14 protein-coding genes are annotated in these 14,426 nt (G+C 66.3%); 7 read left to right on the top strand and 7 right to left on the bottom strand.

The annotated features are described in order from the left end of the window. Positions 1-118 precede the first annotated feature (118 nt). Together aceF and lpdA are read left to right on the top strand one after the other, a co-directional pair. Positions 119-1,447, top strand: coding sequence for a dihydrolipoyllysine-residue acetyltransferase (gene aceF / locus AC1DOP_RS21045; protein ID WP_477253126.1), 1,329 nt, complete (start codon positions 119-121; stop codon positions 1,445-1,447). A 12-nt stretch (positions 1,448-1,459) separates the two neighbouring features. Then, complete coding sequence (gene lpdA / locus AC1DOP_RS21040) at positions 1,460-3,262, top strand: dihydrolipoyl dehydrogenase (RefSeq protein ID WP_442124854.1); 1,803 nt, start codon at positions 1,460-1,462, stop codon at positions 3,260-3,262. A 59-nt stretch (positions 3,263-3,321) separates the two neighbouring features. Here lpdA and AC1DOP_RS21035 read toward each other — a convergent pair whose 3' ends face one another. Beyond that, positions 3,322-3,549, bottom strand: coding sequence for a hypothetical protein (locus AC1DOP_RS21035; RefSeq protein ID WP_442124853.1), 228 nt, complete (start codon positions 3,547-3,549; stop codon positions 3,322-3,324). A gap of 129 nt (positions 3,550-3,678) precedes the next feature. On the opposite strand from AC1DOP_RS21035, the gene AC1DOP_RS21030 reads away from it, so the two are divergent. Beyond that, complete coding sequence (locus tag AC1DOP_RS21030) at positions 3,679-5,079, top strand: aminotransferase-like domain-containing protein (RefSeq protein ID WP_442124852.1); 1,401 nt, start codon at positions 3,679-3,681, stop codon at positions 5,077-5,079. A gap of 23 nt (positions 5,080-5,102) precedes the next feature. Further along, complete coding sequence (locus AC1DOP_RS21025; protein WP_442124851.1) at positions 5,103-5,399, top strand: hypothetical protein; 297 nt, start codon at positions 5,103-5,105, stop codon at positions 5,397-5,399. A 52-nt stretch (positions 5,400-5,451) separates the two neighbouring features. Here the strand turns inward: AC1DOP_RS21025 and AC1DOP_RS21020 are convergent, their stop codons facing one another. Beyond that, entirely contained in the window at positions 5,452-7,836 is a 2,385-nt protein-coding gene (locus AC1DOP_RS21020) for a GH92 family glycosyl hydrolase (RefSeq protein WP_477253123.1), read from the bottom strand. Between the two features lie 122 nt (positions 7,837-7,958). Beyond that, positions 7,959-8,387 carry a potassium channel family protein gene (locus AC1DOP_RS21015; protein WP_477253121.1) on the bottom strand — a complete coding sequence of 143 codons (429 nt, stop codon included), beginning with the start codon at positions 8,385-8,387 and terminating at the stop codon, positions 7,959-7,961. A gap of 149 nt (positions 8,388-8,536) precedes the next feature. Between AC1DOP_RS21015 and AC1DOP_RS21010 the strand changes: the two genes are divergently transcribed. Together AC1DOP_RS21010 and AC1DOP_RS21005 are read left to right on the top strand one after the other, a co-directional pair. Then, positions 8,537-9,415 (top strand): NAD(P)-dependent oxidoreductase, encoded by an 879-nt coding sequence (locus AC1DOP_RS21010; protein ID WP_477253119.1) that lies wholly within the window; start codon positions 8,537-8,539, stop codon positions 9,413-9,415. Between the two features lie 22 nt (positions 9,416-9,437). Then, entirely contained in the window at positions 9,438-10,274 is an 837-nt protein-coding gene (locus AC1DOP_RS21005; RefSeq protein ID WP_442124847.1) for a hypothetical protein, read from the top strand. Here the strand turns inward: AC1DOP_RS21005 and aqpZ are convergent. Beyond that, complete coding sequence (gene aqpZ, locus AC1DOP_RS21000; RefSeq protein WP_442124846.1) at positions 10,271-11,017, bottom strand: aquaporin Z; 747 nt, start codon at positions 11,015-11,017, stop codon at positions 10,271-10,273. The two genes, AC1DOP_RS21005 and aqpZ, sit on opposite strands and share 4 nt — an antisense overlap. 143 nt (positions 11,018-11,160) lie before the next feature. Between aqpZ and AC1DOP_RS20995 the strand changes: the two genes are divergently transcribed. Then, the gene (locus AC1DOP_RS20995; protein WP_442124857.1) at positions 11,161-11,676 is read left to right on the top strand and encodes a DUF1993 domain-containing protein; all 516 of its coding nucleotides are present in this window, start codon (positions 11,161-11,163) and stop codon (positions 11,674-11,676) included. A gap of 19 nt (positions 11,677-11,695) precedes the next feature. Here the strand turns inward: AC1DOP_RS20995 and AC1DOP_RS20990 are convergent, their stop codons facing one another. From AC1DOP_RS20990 to AC1DOP_RS20980, 3 genes are read right to left on the bottom strand one after another with little or no spacing between them, the layout of a single operon-like run. After that, the gene (locus tag AC1DOP_RS20990) at positions 11,696-12,502 is read right to left on the bottom strand and encodes a LytR/AlgR family response regulator transcription factor (RefSeq protein WP_442124845.1); all 807 of its coding nucleotides are present in this window, start codon (positions 12,500-12,502) and stop codon (positions 11,696-11,698) included. Continuing rightward, positions 12,499-13,650 (bottom strand): sensor histidine kinase, encoded by a 1,152-nt coding sequence (locus AC1DOP_RS20985; protein WP_477253115.1) that lies wholly within the window; start codon positions 13,648-13,650, stop codon positions 12,499-12,501. Before AC1DOP_RS20985 ends, AC1DOP_RS20990 begins: the two co-directional genes overlap by 4 nt. Before the next feature lie 48 nt (positions 13,651-13,698). After that, the gene (locus AC1DOP_RS20980; RefSeq protein WP_442124843.1) at positions 13,699-14,115 is read right to left on the bottom strand and encodes a DUF2141 domain-containing protein; all 417 of its coding nucleotides are present in this window, start codon (positions 14,113-14,115) and stop codon (positions 13,699-13,701) included. Between the last annotated feature and the right edge of the window lie 311 nt (positions 14,116-14,426).

Genomic DNA, 14,426 nt, shown 5'->3' with positions numbered 1-14,426 from the left:
GTAGCCGTCATCCCCGCGAAGGCGGGGATCCAAGTTGGTGGCAGACCGCACGAACTTGGGTATCCGCCTGCGCGGGTACGACGGGCCTTGGCTAACTAAAAATACGGAGCTAACAAACATGAGCATTGTGGAAGTCAAAGTCCCCGACATCGGCGACTTCAAGGAAGTGGAAGTCATCGAGCTGATGGTCAAGCCGGGCGACACCATCAAGGTCGACCAGTCGCTGATCACGGTGGAATCGGACAAGGCCAGCATGGAGATCCCCTCCAGCCATGCGGGCGTCGTCAAGGAAATCAAGGTCAAGGTCGGCGACAAGGTCGCCGAAGGTTCGCTGGTGCTGACCGTTGAAGAAGCCGCGGGCGCCGCCGAAGCTGCGCCGGCCGCTGCTGCTCCGGCACCGGCTGCTGCTCCGGCACCGGCCGCCGCCGCGCCCGCACCGGCAGCCCCGGCCCCGGCTCCGGCCGCCGCACCGGCACCGGCCGCCGCACCGGCAGCATCGGAAGGCCCGGCCCCGAGCTTCGCCAGCGCCCACGCATCGCCGTCCGTGCGCAAGTTCGCGCGTGAACTCGGCGTCGACCTGGGCAAGGTCAAGGGCAGCGGTCCGAAAGGCCGCATCACCCAGCAGGACGTGCAGGGCTTCGTGAAGGGCGTGATGGCCGCGGGCCCGACCGCCGCACCGGCAGCAGCCGGCGGTGGCGCAGGCATGAACCTGCTGCCGTGGCCGTCGCTGGACTTCAGCAAGTTCGGCCCGACCGAAACCCAGCCGCTGTCGCGCATCAAGAAGATCTCCGGCCCGAACCTGCACCGCAACTGGGTCATGATCCCGCACGTCACGCACTTCGAAGAAGCCGACGTGACCGACCTGGAACAGTTCCGCGTCGACTCCAACGCCGCGTACGCGAAAGCCAAGTCGCCGGTCAAGCTGACCATGCTGGCCTTCGTGATCAAGGCGTCGGTCGCCGCGCTGAAGAAGTTCCCGGCATTTAACGCCTCGCTGGACGAGCCGAACGGCGCGCTGATCCTCAAGCAGTACTACAACATCGGCTTCGCGGCGGACACGCCGAACGGGCTGGTGGTCCCGGTGATCAAGGACGCCGACAAGAAATCGGTCTCGCAGATCGCCACCGAGATGGGCGAGCTGTCCGCGCAGGCGCGCGAAGGCAAGCTGTCGCCGGCCAACATGCAGGGCGCGACCTTCACCATCTCGTCGCTGGGCGGCATCGGCGGCACCAACTTCACGCCGATCATCAACGCACCGGAAGTGGCCATCCTGGGCCTGTCCAAGTCGGCCATGAAGCCGGTCTGGGACGGTTCGGCCTTCCAGCCGCGCCTGATGCAGCCGATCGCGCTGTCCTACGATCACCGCGTGATCGACGGCGCCGGTGCGGCCCGCTTCGCCGCCTACCTGGCCGACGTCCTGGCCGACCTGCGCAAGACGCTGCTGTAAGGAGCCGACAAGATGAGCACCGTTGAAGTCAAAGTCCCGAATATCGGCGATTTCAAGGACGTCGAGATCATCGAACTGATGGTCAAGCCGGGCGATACCATCAAGGTCGACCAGTCGCTGGTGACCGTGGAGTCCGACAAGGCCAGCATGGAGATCCCGTCGACCCACGCCGGCGTCGTGCAGGAACTGAAGGTCAAGGTCGGCGACAAGGTGAACGAAGGTTCGCTGCTGCTGACCGTGTCGGAAGAAGCCGGGGCAGGCGCTGCACCGGCCGCGGCCCCGGCCCCGGCTGCCGCCGCCGCACCTGCGGCCCCGGCCGCGCCGGCTGCCGAGCAGAAGCCGGCCGCGCCCGCCGCGCCGATCCCGAACGCGGCCAGCTACAGCGGCCAGGTCGACGTCGAATGCGAAATGATGGTGCTGGGCGCGGGCCCCGGCGGCTACTCGGCCGCCTTCCGCTCCGCCGACCTCGGCATGAACACCGTGCTGGTCGAGAAGTACGCGACCCTGGGCGGCGTCTGCCTGAACGTGGGCTGCATCCCGTCCAAGGCGCTGCTGCACGTGGCCCACATCATGGACGAGACCGCGCACATGGCCGACATCGGCGTCAGCTTCGCCGCGCCCAGCGTCGACATCGACAAGCTGCGCGCCTACAAGGACAAGGTCATCAAGACCATGACCGGCGGCCTGGCCGGCATGGCCAAGGCGCGCAAGGTCAACGTGGTGCAGGGCGTCGGCAAGTTCCTGAGCCCGAACCACATCGAAGTGACCGGTCCTGACGGCGCCAAGAAGGTGGTCCAGTTCCAGAAGGCGATCATCGCGGCCGGTTCCGCGGTCGTGAAGCTGCCCTTCGTGCCGGAAGATCCGCGCATCGTCGATTCGACCGGCGCGCTGGAGCTGCGCCAGGTACCGAAGCGCATGCTGGTGATCGGCGGCGGCATCATCGGCCTCGAGATGGCAACCGTGTACTCGACCCTGGGTGCGCGCATCGACGTGGTCGAGATGATGGACGGCCTGATGCAGGGCGCGGACCGCGAGGCCGTCAAGGTCTGGCAGAAGTTCAACGCCCACCGCTTCGACAACATCATGTTGAAGACCAAGACCGTCGGCGTGGAAGCGCTGCCGGAGGGTATCAAGGTGAGCTTCGAAGCAGCGGAAGCGGGCCAGCCGGCGCCGGAAGCCCAGGTCTACGACCTGGTGCTGGTGGCCGTGGGCCGCAGCCCGAACGGCAAGAAGATCGGCGCCGAAGCTGCCGGCGTGGCAGTCACCGACCGCGGCTTCATCCCGGTCGACGGCCAGATGCGCACCAACGTGCCGCACATCTTCGCGATCGGCGACCTGGTGGGCCAGCCCATGCTGGCGCACAAGGCCGTGCATGAAGCGCATGTGGCCGCCGAAGCCGCGCACGGCGAGAAGGCCTTCTTCGACGCCAAGGTGATCCCGTCGGTGGCCTACACCGATCCGGAGGTGGCATGGGTCGGCCTGACCGAAGACGAAGCCAAGGCCAAGGGCATCAAGGTCGAGAAGGGCCACTTCCCGTGGGCCGCCTCGGGCCGCGCCGTGGCCAACGGCCGTTCGGAAGGCTTCACCAAGCTGCTGTTCGACGCCGAGACCCACCGCATCGTCGGCGGCACAATCGTCGGCACCAACGCCGGCGACATGATCGGCGAGATCGCCCTGGCGATCGAGATGGGCGCGGACGGCGTGGACATCGGCAAGACCATCCACCCGCACCCGACCCTGGGCGAGTCGATCGGCATGGCGGCGGAAGCCTACGAAGGCGTCTGCACCGACCTGCCGCCACCGCGCAAGCGTTGATCTGCCAACTGGCTGCTGTACCGAAAACCGGAACCGTGTTCCGGTTTTTTTATGGGCGCTTACATCCCGAGGAGCTTGATCAGCTCGAAGGTGACGAGTCCCAGGCCCAGCAGCGACACCAGGAAGATGGCGGCCACCTTGACGCCTGCGCGCAGCACTGCGCGTGCCTCCTTCTTCTTGTCCTTATCCTTCTTCCCCTGATCGTAATGCCACTTGATGGCGAAGAACATGCCCGTGGCGAGCACGAGAAACTTGAATATGACGAAGACGATTGGAATCCAGTCCATGATTTGCCGATGCAGATGAGAGATGAGAGATGAGAGATGAGAAAACGCCAGCGACCGCCGTGCAAGGATGGTATTACTGCAGGTTCTGAGGCATTCTACTTAAAAGCAATTTCCATACATTGAGACAAAATGTCCCAGTTGAGAACCATACAAGATGAGGATCTGCCAATCTGGTTGCCGCGACTGGCCGGGAACAAGGGGCCACGTTTCCTGCAGATTGCGGATGCCTTGCAGGCGGCGGTGGCGGACGGATCGCTGAAACCGGGCGACCGTCTGCCTCCGCAGCGCCAGTTGGCGGCACAGCTGGACGTCGACCTGACGACGATCACGCGCGCCTACGACGAAGCCAGGCGCCGCAACTTGCTGGAGGGTCGCGGCGCCCGAGGCACTTATGTCGCGGCGCCGAAAGTCGAATTGACCTCGATTCTCGACCTGAGCATGAATACCCCGCCACCGCCGGATGGCGTGGACTTCGACGACATGTTGAAACAGGGTTTGTCTCAAGTATTGATGAGGGCAGATAATGAATTGTTGATGACCTACCACCTGGGCGGGGGAAGCGATGCCGACCGCAAGGCTGGCGCCAAATGGCTCGAACCGATGTTTGGACATCTGGATTCTCGCCAGCTCGTTGTCTGTCCGGGTGCGCAAGCGGCGATCGCCGCATTGATCCTTGCGCTGACGGAGCCTGGCGGTGTCATCCTGGCAGAGCCAACGACTTATCCCGGCTTGCGCGCCGCAGCGACCCAGTTCGGCCGGCACCTCATCGCGGTGGAAGCGGACCAGCACGGGATGGTGCCCGAGATGCTGGAGGAAGCGTGCCGCCAGCACAAGCCCGGGCTGGTCTATCTCAATCCGACCCTACAGAACCCGACCGCCATCACCATGCCGGAACGCCGGCGCAAGGAACTCGCCGGCATCGCGAAGCGCTGCAATGTACGCGTCGTCGAGGACGATCCCTACTGGCTCCTTGCCGATGCCCCGCCACCACCTGTTGCCGCGTTTGCCCCGGAACAGGTGGTCTACATTTCGACCCTGTCGAAATGCCTGACGCCGGGCTTGCGGGTTGCCTTCGTGCTCGTACGCGACCCGTACGAACGCGAACGCTTCCTGGCCGCGCTACGATCATTCGCGCTGATGGTCGCTCCCCTGACGGCCGCACTGGCCACTCAGTGGATCGTCGACGGTTCGGCCAACGGATTGATGGAAGGCGTACGGAGGGAGGCGCGCCTGCGCCACCGGATGGCTCGGGATATCCTGGCGGGACGGTACAGCGGCTTTGGTGACGGCCTCCATGTATGGCTCGAGCTGCCGGCGTATTGGAACTCCTCGCAGCTTGCGCGTGCGGCCGACAGAGAGGGCATCGCAGTCACGCCGGCGGAGGCATTCGCGACCGGCAGCGGATCCGTGAATGCAATCCGGATCTCCTTGGGCAGCATCAAGGACCGTGGACGCTTGCAGGAGGGTCTTCAACGGCTGTCCCATCTGCTTGCGCGGCGGCCCGAGTCGTTCAGCGCCGCTGTGGTCTGACGGTAGAATATTCAGGAACCAGTATGGATGAGAATAAGCGAAACGAACTCGCTCGAATGGGCTGGGAAATACATGGGGCTGTTGAAGACGCTTACCTGTGCAATCCAGCCACAAGGAAGGCTCCCGCCGAATGGATGGAAAAACAGCGTCTGCTCCTGGCCGACATGGCTGTTCACTTGTTGCAAACCGCGATCATGCCGGGAACGATCGAGCTGGACAAACTGAAAAACAACCTGCATGCCATCCTGACTCTTGCGGACCAGTTCCTGCCTCATGCCGAGTTAAAAAAGGCGACCGAGAAGCTGTACGTCGAACGCTAATTCGATCAATGCGTGAGCTGCCGTACCTCGGCTCACGCATTTGAACGCCGAATCACTGCTCCTTCAAGGACCCTTCCTGCCGCCCCGACATCGAGGGCGGCGCCTGCCGCGGGTCGGCGCCCCAGGCCTTGTTCGGCTCCGGTCCCATGGTGAACACGAGTGTGCCGCCGCTCGCGATGTCGGCCTGGCTGAACCACGGCCTGGTCCAGGGCTTGCCGTTGAAGGTCGCGGACTGGATGTAGATGTTGCGGGCCGAGTTGTTGCGCGCAAGGATCTCGAACACCTTGCCATTGCCCAGGTGCAGGCGAACCTGGTCGAAGAGCGGGCTGCCCAGGATGTAGTCGCCGGTCGAAGGATCGACCGGGTAGAAGCCCATCGCGCTCATGACATACCAGGACGAGGTCGAGCCCTGGTCGTCCATGCCGGGGTAGGCGTAGCCGCTGGCATCGCTGCCGTACAGCTGGTCGAGAATGCGGCGGACCAGCGCCTGCGTCTTCCAGGGCTGGCCGCTCCACGCATACAGGTAGGCCGCCTGCTGGTCCGGCTGGTTGCCCTGCACGTATTGCCCGATCATGCCGGTGCAGTCGCGGCAGATGCCCTTGGGCGTGTAGGGCGTGGAGAAGAAGGCGTCGAGCTTGGCGTTGAAGGCGTCGCGTCCGCCGAGCAGGTCGAGCAAGCCGTGCACGTCCTGCGGCACCAGCCACAGCGTGGACCAGCCCGAGGCTTCCTTCATCATGAAGTTGTAGTAGGGCTCGCCCGGGTCGAAGGGCGATATCCACTTGCCGTCCTCGGTGCGGCCGCGCATGAATCCCACCGAGGCATCGAACACGTTCCGGTAGTTGGCGGCGCGGCGCAGGAACATCTGCGCATCGTCAAGCTTGCCGAGCCGGCGCGCCATGTCGGACAGCGCGTAGTCATCCCAGGCATATTCCAGCGTCTTGGCGACGCCGGCCTTGCCACCCGCGTAGGGTGGGCTGGGATTGCCCGGCGGGATGATGTCCGAGATCCAGCCGTTCTGCATGTACTCGGCCAGGTAGCCGCGCGGGCCCTTGGGATCAAGCGCATTCTTGCGCAGGTAGGCATACGCCGCGGCGTAGTCGAAGGGAATGCCGCGCCGCATTGCGCCGTCGTAGAGCAGCACTGCATGGTCGCCGTGGAAGGAGGTGTTCATGTAGCCGCGTTCACGGGCCATGTCGAGTTCGGAACGCATGATGTCCTGCACGACCTGCGGTTCGAGCAGCATCAGCAGCGCGATCTGGTTGCGACCCGTATCCCAGAACGGTACCGGCCCGTAGTGGTCGTAGGCGGCCGCTTCGGTATGGCCGGCGGCATCGGTGAAAGGCTCGCCCTTGCGCGCAACCAGCCACGGGCTGGCAAACGAGTGGTACAGCGTCGAATAGAACAGCATGCGCTGCTTCGGCGTGCCGCCGCTGACTTCGACGCGGTCGAACAGCTGTGCCCAGGCGGCACGCGCCTGTGTATGCACGCGCTCGAAATTCCAGTCCGAGACCTCGTCGCGCAGGCGCTGCTCGGCTTCGGCGGCGCTGTAGCCGTGGGCGATCCGCATCAGCACCTGCTCGCCCGCCCGCGTCGCGAACGTGAGGTAGGCGCCCGCATTGCCGCCGGATACGGTGCGCCGGCCGGCCTCGACGTCCTTGTCGCCGAGCACGCCCCACTGGCCCTCGTGGACCGCGCGGAAAGTGCCGAAGCCGGTAAATGGGCGCGAGAACTCCGCGACGAACCACGGGCCATCCGCGGCCGGGCCGCTGTCCTTGCGGGTGGCAAGGCCGACGATCTTGCGGTCGCCGACCACCTCCACCTTGCCGCCGGCGCGGCGCAGGTCGATGACGACGTTGGCGCGCTGGCTCGCCGGGAAAGTGAAGCGCATCAGGCTGGTCGATCGCGTCACCGTCAGTTCCACCTTCGTATGGAAGGTGGCCAGGTCGACCGCGTAATAGCCGGGCGAGGCTTTCTCGCTCGCCTTGTCGTAGTAAGCCTGCGTATAGCTCGGCGGCACGGTCCAGTCGCCCACCACCGGCATGACGATCGGCGCGGCCTGGGCGCCATAGGCCGAGCCCCCGCCGGTAAAGCCGATCATGGTCGGATTGGCATAGGCGTAGGAAGCGTCGACGCCCATGGGATAGCTGAGGTCGACGTTGACATTGACCGGTGCCGCCTCGGTCTTGCTTTGCGGGAGCCGCGCACCCGGCGACGTCAGCCCCGAATACAGCAGTTCGCCGGCTGGCGGCGCGTTGCCGATCAAGGCCGGCTGGTCGAGGGGGGCGGTGCCGACCAGGGGATTGGCCACATCGACGGCCGGCTTCGCGTGCGAAGGCACGCGGCCGCTTTGCGCGTGGGCGGCGCCGAAGCTGGCCAATGCCGCAATTGCGGCGGCCTGAATGACATGACGGCGGAGGTATCCGAGAGCTGCGTTCATGGCCTCTTCCAGTGCGGGGAAATCGATATTTATACAGAGGAAGCCGATGAGCTCAATAAAGTTTCAAATTTCCGGGCCAGTTTATTTTTGCTGACTAAACGAGCGCACTGGAAAGTGCCTGCTCACGCATCCCGGCCCCAGAAGCGCTCCATCGACAGATAGGTGTACGACGCCGTCCACCCGATCAGCAGCATGCCGTTCAGGGCCTCCAGCCCCGCCAGCAGGCGCAGGTCGCCATGCGGCAGCACGTCGCCGTAACCCAGGGTGGTATAGGTCTCGGCCGAAAAGTACAGGCAGCGCGTGAAGGGCAGGTGGCCCGGTTCGCCCATGCTGCCGACGCCGAAGGCGGTGGCGAGCAGGTAGTAGGCGCCGCCATACAGCAGGATCTCGGTGAAGTGCGCAGCGAAGGCGCCGAAGATGACGAAGACCAGCTGCAGGCGCGGCTGCACGCGCAGGGCCGGCAGCAAGGCGGTCAGCAGGCGCAGCACCTCGTAGTGGATGAAGGTCGTGGCGACCAGCAGGAACAGGCAAGTGACAGCAGCAATTTCCATGGAGTTCGTGCGGGAGCTGAGGAGCCGCCAGCTTAGCGTGCGGCGGTGGCAGGCGGCGCAGCGCATGGGATGCGCATTCCGTCCTGCGGACATTCATGATTGCTGCTCTAATATCGCTTTCGTTCGCTGTCGGATAAAGGAGCATTCACATGACCATCGGATTCATCGGCCTCGGTGCCATGGGCCAGCACATGGCCGCCAACCTGTTGCGTTCTGGCCAGCCGGTCCACGTCTGGAACCGCAATCCGGAGCCGGTGCGGCTGCTTGCGGCCAAGGGCGCCAAGCCGGCCGTCACGGCCGCCGAGTGCGGCATCGCCGACGTCGTCTTCAGCATGCTGGCCGACGACAATGCGACCCGCGCCGTGATGATCGACGGCGGCGTGCTGGATGCGATGGCGCCGGGCAGCATTCACGTCAACATGGCCACGGTCTCCGTCGCCTTCGCGCGCGAGATGGCGGCCCTGCACATGGAGAAGGGCATCGGCTACGTCGCGGCGCCCGTGCTGGGCCGCGTGGACGTGGCCGAAGCCGGCAAGCTGAATATCCTCGCCGGCGGCGCCGACGAACTGGTCGACCGCGTGCAGCCGCTGCTCGCGCTGATGGGCCAGAAGACCTGGCGCTTCGGCGACGCGCCGGAACAGGCAAACGCGGTCAAGCTGGCCTGCAACCTGACCCTGGCCTGCGCGATCGAAGCGATGGGCGAAGGGGCGGCGCTGGCCGGCGCGCACGGCATCCCGGCCGCCGGCTTCATCGACCTGATCACGACCACCTTGTTCGCCGGTTCGCCCGTGTACAAGGGCTATGGCGGCATGATCGCCGAGCAGCGCTACAGCCCCGCCGGGTTCAAGCTCTCGCTGGGCCAGAAGGACGTGCGGCTGGCGGTGGAAGCAGGGCAGGGCAAGGGCTTGCCGCTGGCCTTCGGCGACAGCCTGCTCGGCGTGCTGAAGGAAGCCATCGACCATGGCGACGCCGATCTCGACCTGGCCGCCCTCGGCAAGAACGCCGCCCGCCGCGGCAAGCTGGCCTGACTACGGGACGCACGGAACATATATGGAAAAACTGATCGCAGAGCTGGCGCGCCTCTACCTGGCGCCCGAGTCCGTGACCCGCGAGGTCCTGGCGTCCCACATCCTCGGCAGGACCACCCTCGCCATCAAGCTGACGACGGCGGATGGCCTGGTGCGCGCGCTGGCCATTCCCTTCCGTAAGATCTTCGGCGATGGCGAGGCCGGCCACTGGGACCGCCTGTGCGTGGTGGCGAATGCCCTGCAGGCCGAACTCGGGCTGCCGGCGCCGGCGGTGAGCATCGACGGCGCCAGCGCCTACCGCCTGTGGCTGTCGCTGGAGACGCCGGTGCCGGCCGGGGAGGCCCAGGACTTCCTCGAACTGCTGCGCAAGACCTATTTTCCTGGTGTGGAGCTGGCGCCGGACGCCGCCACCGCGCCGGTCTACCTGCCGCCCTGCCTGAATCCGCGCAGCGGCAAGTGGGCCGCCTTCATCCATCCCGGCATGGGCGCGTCCTTTGCCGAGGAATCGGGGCTGGAGGTGACGCCGCCGCTGGCGGGGCAGGCCGGCTTCCTGGAGAGCGTGGAGAGCATTGCCGAGGACCAGTTCCGCAACGCCTTGCGCGCGCTTGAACGGCGTCAGGCGCCTGCAGCCGTCCCCGCAGCGGCACTGGCCGAGCCGGTATCGACGGCCGCGAGCGATGCGCTGGCAGCCGAAGCCTTCGTGCTGCAAGCCCAGGCAGGCGCGCCGGCGCCGGCCCCGGCCCGGCCCAAGGCCGCACCGGACGGCCTGCTGCTGAAGGACGCCACGCTCGAAGACATCGTGCGCCGCCTGCACGCGATGAATATCGAGCCGACCTTCCGCTTCCTGGCGCCGCGCTAATGGTGGGCCGGCCGCCATCCGCCTTCCGGACGCCCCGCCACGTCCGGTTCCGGCACCTCGCGTTCCAGTACGCCGCGGTACAGCACGCCGGCCAGGATCCCGCCCAGCAGTGGCGCCAGCCAGAACAGCCATAGCTGCGACAGCGCCCAGACGCCCGCGAACAGGGCCGGCCCGGTGCTGCGCGCCGGATTGACCGAGGTGTTGGTGACCGGGATGCTGATCAGGTGGACCAGGGTCAGCGCCAGGCCGATCGCCAGGCCGGCAAAGCCGACCGGTGCGCGGGTATGGGTGGCGCCGAGGATGACCAGCACGAACATGAAGGTCATCACGACTTCGGTGATCAGGGCCGAACCGAGCGAGTAGTTGCCGGGCGAGTGCTCGCCATAGCCGTTGGCGGCAAAGCCGGCCGTGGCATCGAAGCCGGGCTTGCCGCTGGCGATCGCGTACAGCACCGCGGCGGCCACGATGCCGCCCGCAACCTGGACCACGATGTAGGGCGCGATCTGGCGCGCAGGGAAGCGGCCGCCGGCCCACAACCCGACCGTCACCGCCGGATTGAAGTGGCCGCCCGAGATCGGTCCGAGCGCATAGGCGCCCGTCAGTACGGTCAGTCCGAAGGCCAGCGCGACCCCGGCCAGGCCGATGCCGACCTCGGGAAATTTTGCGGACAGCACGGCGCTGCCACAGCCGCCGAGCACCAGCCAGAAGGTGCCGATGAATTCGGCCAAATATTTTTGAAGCATGGCATTCTCCTCGTCACCGCAGGCGTGACGTGAATTCATTCTAGATGCCTGAAAGCGGGGCGCCAGCCGAATCTCTCGGCGGTATGCTCGAACCCTTGCGTGCGAAACCAGCTAAACTATTTTCACCATAACGAGGAGAAATGATGGCCCTGTCCCTGTCCAAAGCATCCGTGCCCGCCTTCGTGCGCGGCTTGAAAGTCCTGTCCGACCTGCTGAAGAAAGGCGAGGAACACGCCGCCCAGGCCGGCATCGCGCCCGAGGCGCTGCTGGGCGCGCGCCTGGCCGACGACATGCTGCCGCTGTCCGCCCAGGTCCAGCGCGCCAGCGATGCCTCCAAGTTCGCGGTACAGCGTCTCAGCGGCGGCGACGCCCCGAAGTTCGCCGACGACGAGACCAGCTTTGCGCAGCTGCAGCAGCGCATCGCGAATACGATCGATTATCTGGAGGGCGTGGATGGCGCCGAGGTCGATGCCGGAGAAGAGCGCGAAGTGAGCCTGAAGTTCGGCAGTTTCGGCGCCAGCTTCAGCGGCGAGAGCTACCTGCTGAGCTTCGCGCTGCCGAATTTCTACTTCCATGTCGTGACCGCCTACGACATCCTGCGCAACCAGGGCGTCAAGATCGGCAAGCTGGATTACCTGGGGCCGTTCGAGGCCCGGTAAAGGCTGCGCCGGCCGGGCGTTACATCTGCCTGAACAGCTCGGCGTAATTGCGGCTCACCACCAGCTCTTCCGGCCGGCCCTTGAGCTTGACCAGCAGCCGCCCGCGAAAGTCGGTGCGGGTGCCGGCCACATGATGGGCGGCGACGATGACGCCGCGGTGGATCTGCCAGAACTTCTGCTCGTCGAGCTGTTCGCGCAGCTGGCGCAGCGGGGTGCGGATCAGGTGTTCGCCGTCGGCGATGAAGACGCTGGTGTATTTGTCGTTGCTCTGGAAGTAGATGACTTCGTCGACCGCGATCAGGCGTGTCTCCTGGCCTTGCGCGGCGCGGATCCATTGCAGCGGTGCCGGCGCCGCCGCTGCCGGTGCGTTGGGGACGGGCACGCCGAGCTGGCGCAGCATAGCGGCCAGCTGGGCGGCCGTCTCCGGCGCGGGTGCCGATGCGGGGGACTGCGGCTGCTGCGCCAGCGTCTCCTTCAGGCGGTCTACGGCGCGCTGCAGGCGCTCCAGGCGGATCGGCTTGAGCAGGTAGTCGAAGGCTTCGCTGTCGAAGGCCTGCAGCGCGTACTGTTCGTGGGCGGTGGTGAAGACCACGCGTGGGGACGCGCCGCCGGCGCTCAGGCGGCTGGCCAGCTGCAGCCCGTTCAGGCCGGGCATCTGGATGTCGAGGAAGACGATGTCGGGCGCCAGCTCGTCGATCAGGCGCAGGGCCTCCACGCCGTTGGGCGCACGGCCGACCACCTTCAGGTCGGGCCAGGCCAGGGCGAGCTGCTCCTCGAGATAGGACAGCAGGTGGGGTTCGTCGTCGGCGAGCAGGGCGGTGGTCACGCTTGGTCCAGTGGTCGTGGCGGTGGCAGTGGCAGCAGCAGGCGCGAGGTCACGCCGCTGGGTTGATTTTCCAATAATTGTAGCTGAGCCTTGGGGCCGTGCAGGCTGCGCAGCCGCTCGCGCAGGTTCGACAGGCCGACGCCACTGCCGGACCGTGGCGGCGCGGCGCCCAGTCCCATGCCGTCGTCGCTGACCTCGACGGACAGGATGCCGGCGGCGCAGGCGGCGCGCACCAGAATCTCTCCGCCTTCCATCTTCGGCTCGATGCCGTGCATGACCGCGTTCTCGACCAGCGGCTGGATCAGCATCGGCGCGATTTTCATGTCGCGGCAGCCTTCGTCGGCCTCGATGCGCCAGCGCAGGCGCGGACCCATGCGCACCGCCAGCAGGTCGAGGTAGGCGGCGGCCAGGTCGAGCTCGGCGCCCAGAGTCGCCTGTTCGGCGCGGCTGGCGGCCAGGCTGGCGCGCAGGAAGTCGATCAGGCGTTCCAGCATGTGCCTGGCGCGATCGGGCTCGCTGCCGATCAGGCTGACCACGTTGGCCAGGGTGTTGTACAGGAAGTGCGGCTCGATCTGGGCCTGCAAGGTGCGCAGGCGGGCTTCGGCCAGCAGTTGTGCTGCCTCGGCGATCTGCTGCTGGTGCTGGACGGCGGCGGTCTCGCGCGCCAGCCGGCGCTCGTTGGTGGCCAGGATCGCCATCGTGATGGCGGTGACCACCAGTCCCATCGGCAGGATGGGCGCCAGCGCGCCCTCGATCAGCAAGGCGCGGAATGGGTTGACGCCGCGCAGCAAGGCATCCGGCACGGTAAAGCCGAGCACGGCGCAGGATTCGATCAGCAGCACCTGGCAGGCGCGCATCGCCCACGAGCGTCGCGCGGCGGCGGCGGGGAAGGCGCGTCGCAGCAGCGCCAGCCCGCCATGGATCAGGAAGCCGATCGTATTCGAGGTCAGCAAGGTCATGCCCAGCAGTTTCGGGATGGGGACGGCGCTGCGCGCCCCCGTGAGCGCGAACAGGACCGTCAATGCGATGCCGATCAGGCTGCTCCACAGGGCCGTATAGACCAGGTTGCGCCGCGTCGACGCGGGCCAGCGCCGGAACAGGGCGAACATGTCCAGCGGGTGATTGGCACGGACGGGGTGGGTCGGCATCGTTTCTCCTTGTTGAGCAACCGGGAAGTTACCACAAGCCTTGGAACCTCAACGCAGGCTGGCGCTGACGGCGGCGCCATCGGCCGGCACCGTGAACCTGGCGGCCTCGAAGGAAGGCGGACCCATGAAGCCCTGGGCGTCCTTGCTGAAGGCCACCGCTTCGGTCGGCCGGCCCATGCGGTTGGTGTCCATGCGGCCGTTGCCGTTCGCATCGTGCAGGACCGAGAAGGCGTAGTCGCCCGGCGCCAGGTCCTTGAATACCACCGTGGTGCTGCCGGCGACGGCATCCACCGAGGTTTTGCGGACCGGCTGCTTCAGGTAGCCGGCGGCGCTGTCGTACAGCGCAACCATCAGCTGGCCGTCGTTGTTCTCGACGTTGTCGATGCGGATCGTGAGGTCGGCGGCCTGGGCGCCGGTGGCGCCGAGGATGAGGGCGAGGATGGCGCCGCGGATGGCGATGTGCATGCTGTGCTCCCTTGTTGTCGTTGTCGATGGGGGCACTCTAGGCAATCCGGCGCCCGGCCGCGGCGGCTTGCGACGAAGTGCGGCGGTATGGCGCGAAATGCAGGCAGGCGGCGCGAAATGAGAGGCAAACGCGGCAGGATAAAAAAAAGGCGCTGTTTGCATTAAGTGTTGAATCTGCCGAGCGCCGCTCTCAAAAAGGCGTCTGGACTGGCAATGCGCTGGCCATCCAGCGCCCAGCGCCAGCCGAAGTAGTGGCCCAGGTATCGGCTGGCGATGCCGCGGAACGGCAGCAGCCAGGTGCGCATCCGGCT

It is taken from the genome of Massilia sp. 01N410 (genome assembly GCF_056399665.1).
The sequence above is the reverse complement of the archived record's forward strand: the minus strand, read 5'-3'. Positions and strand labels throughout refer to the sequence as shown.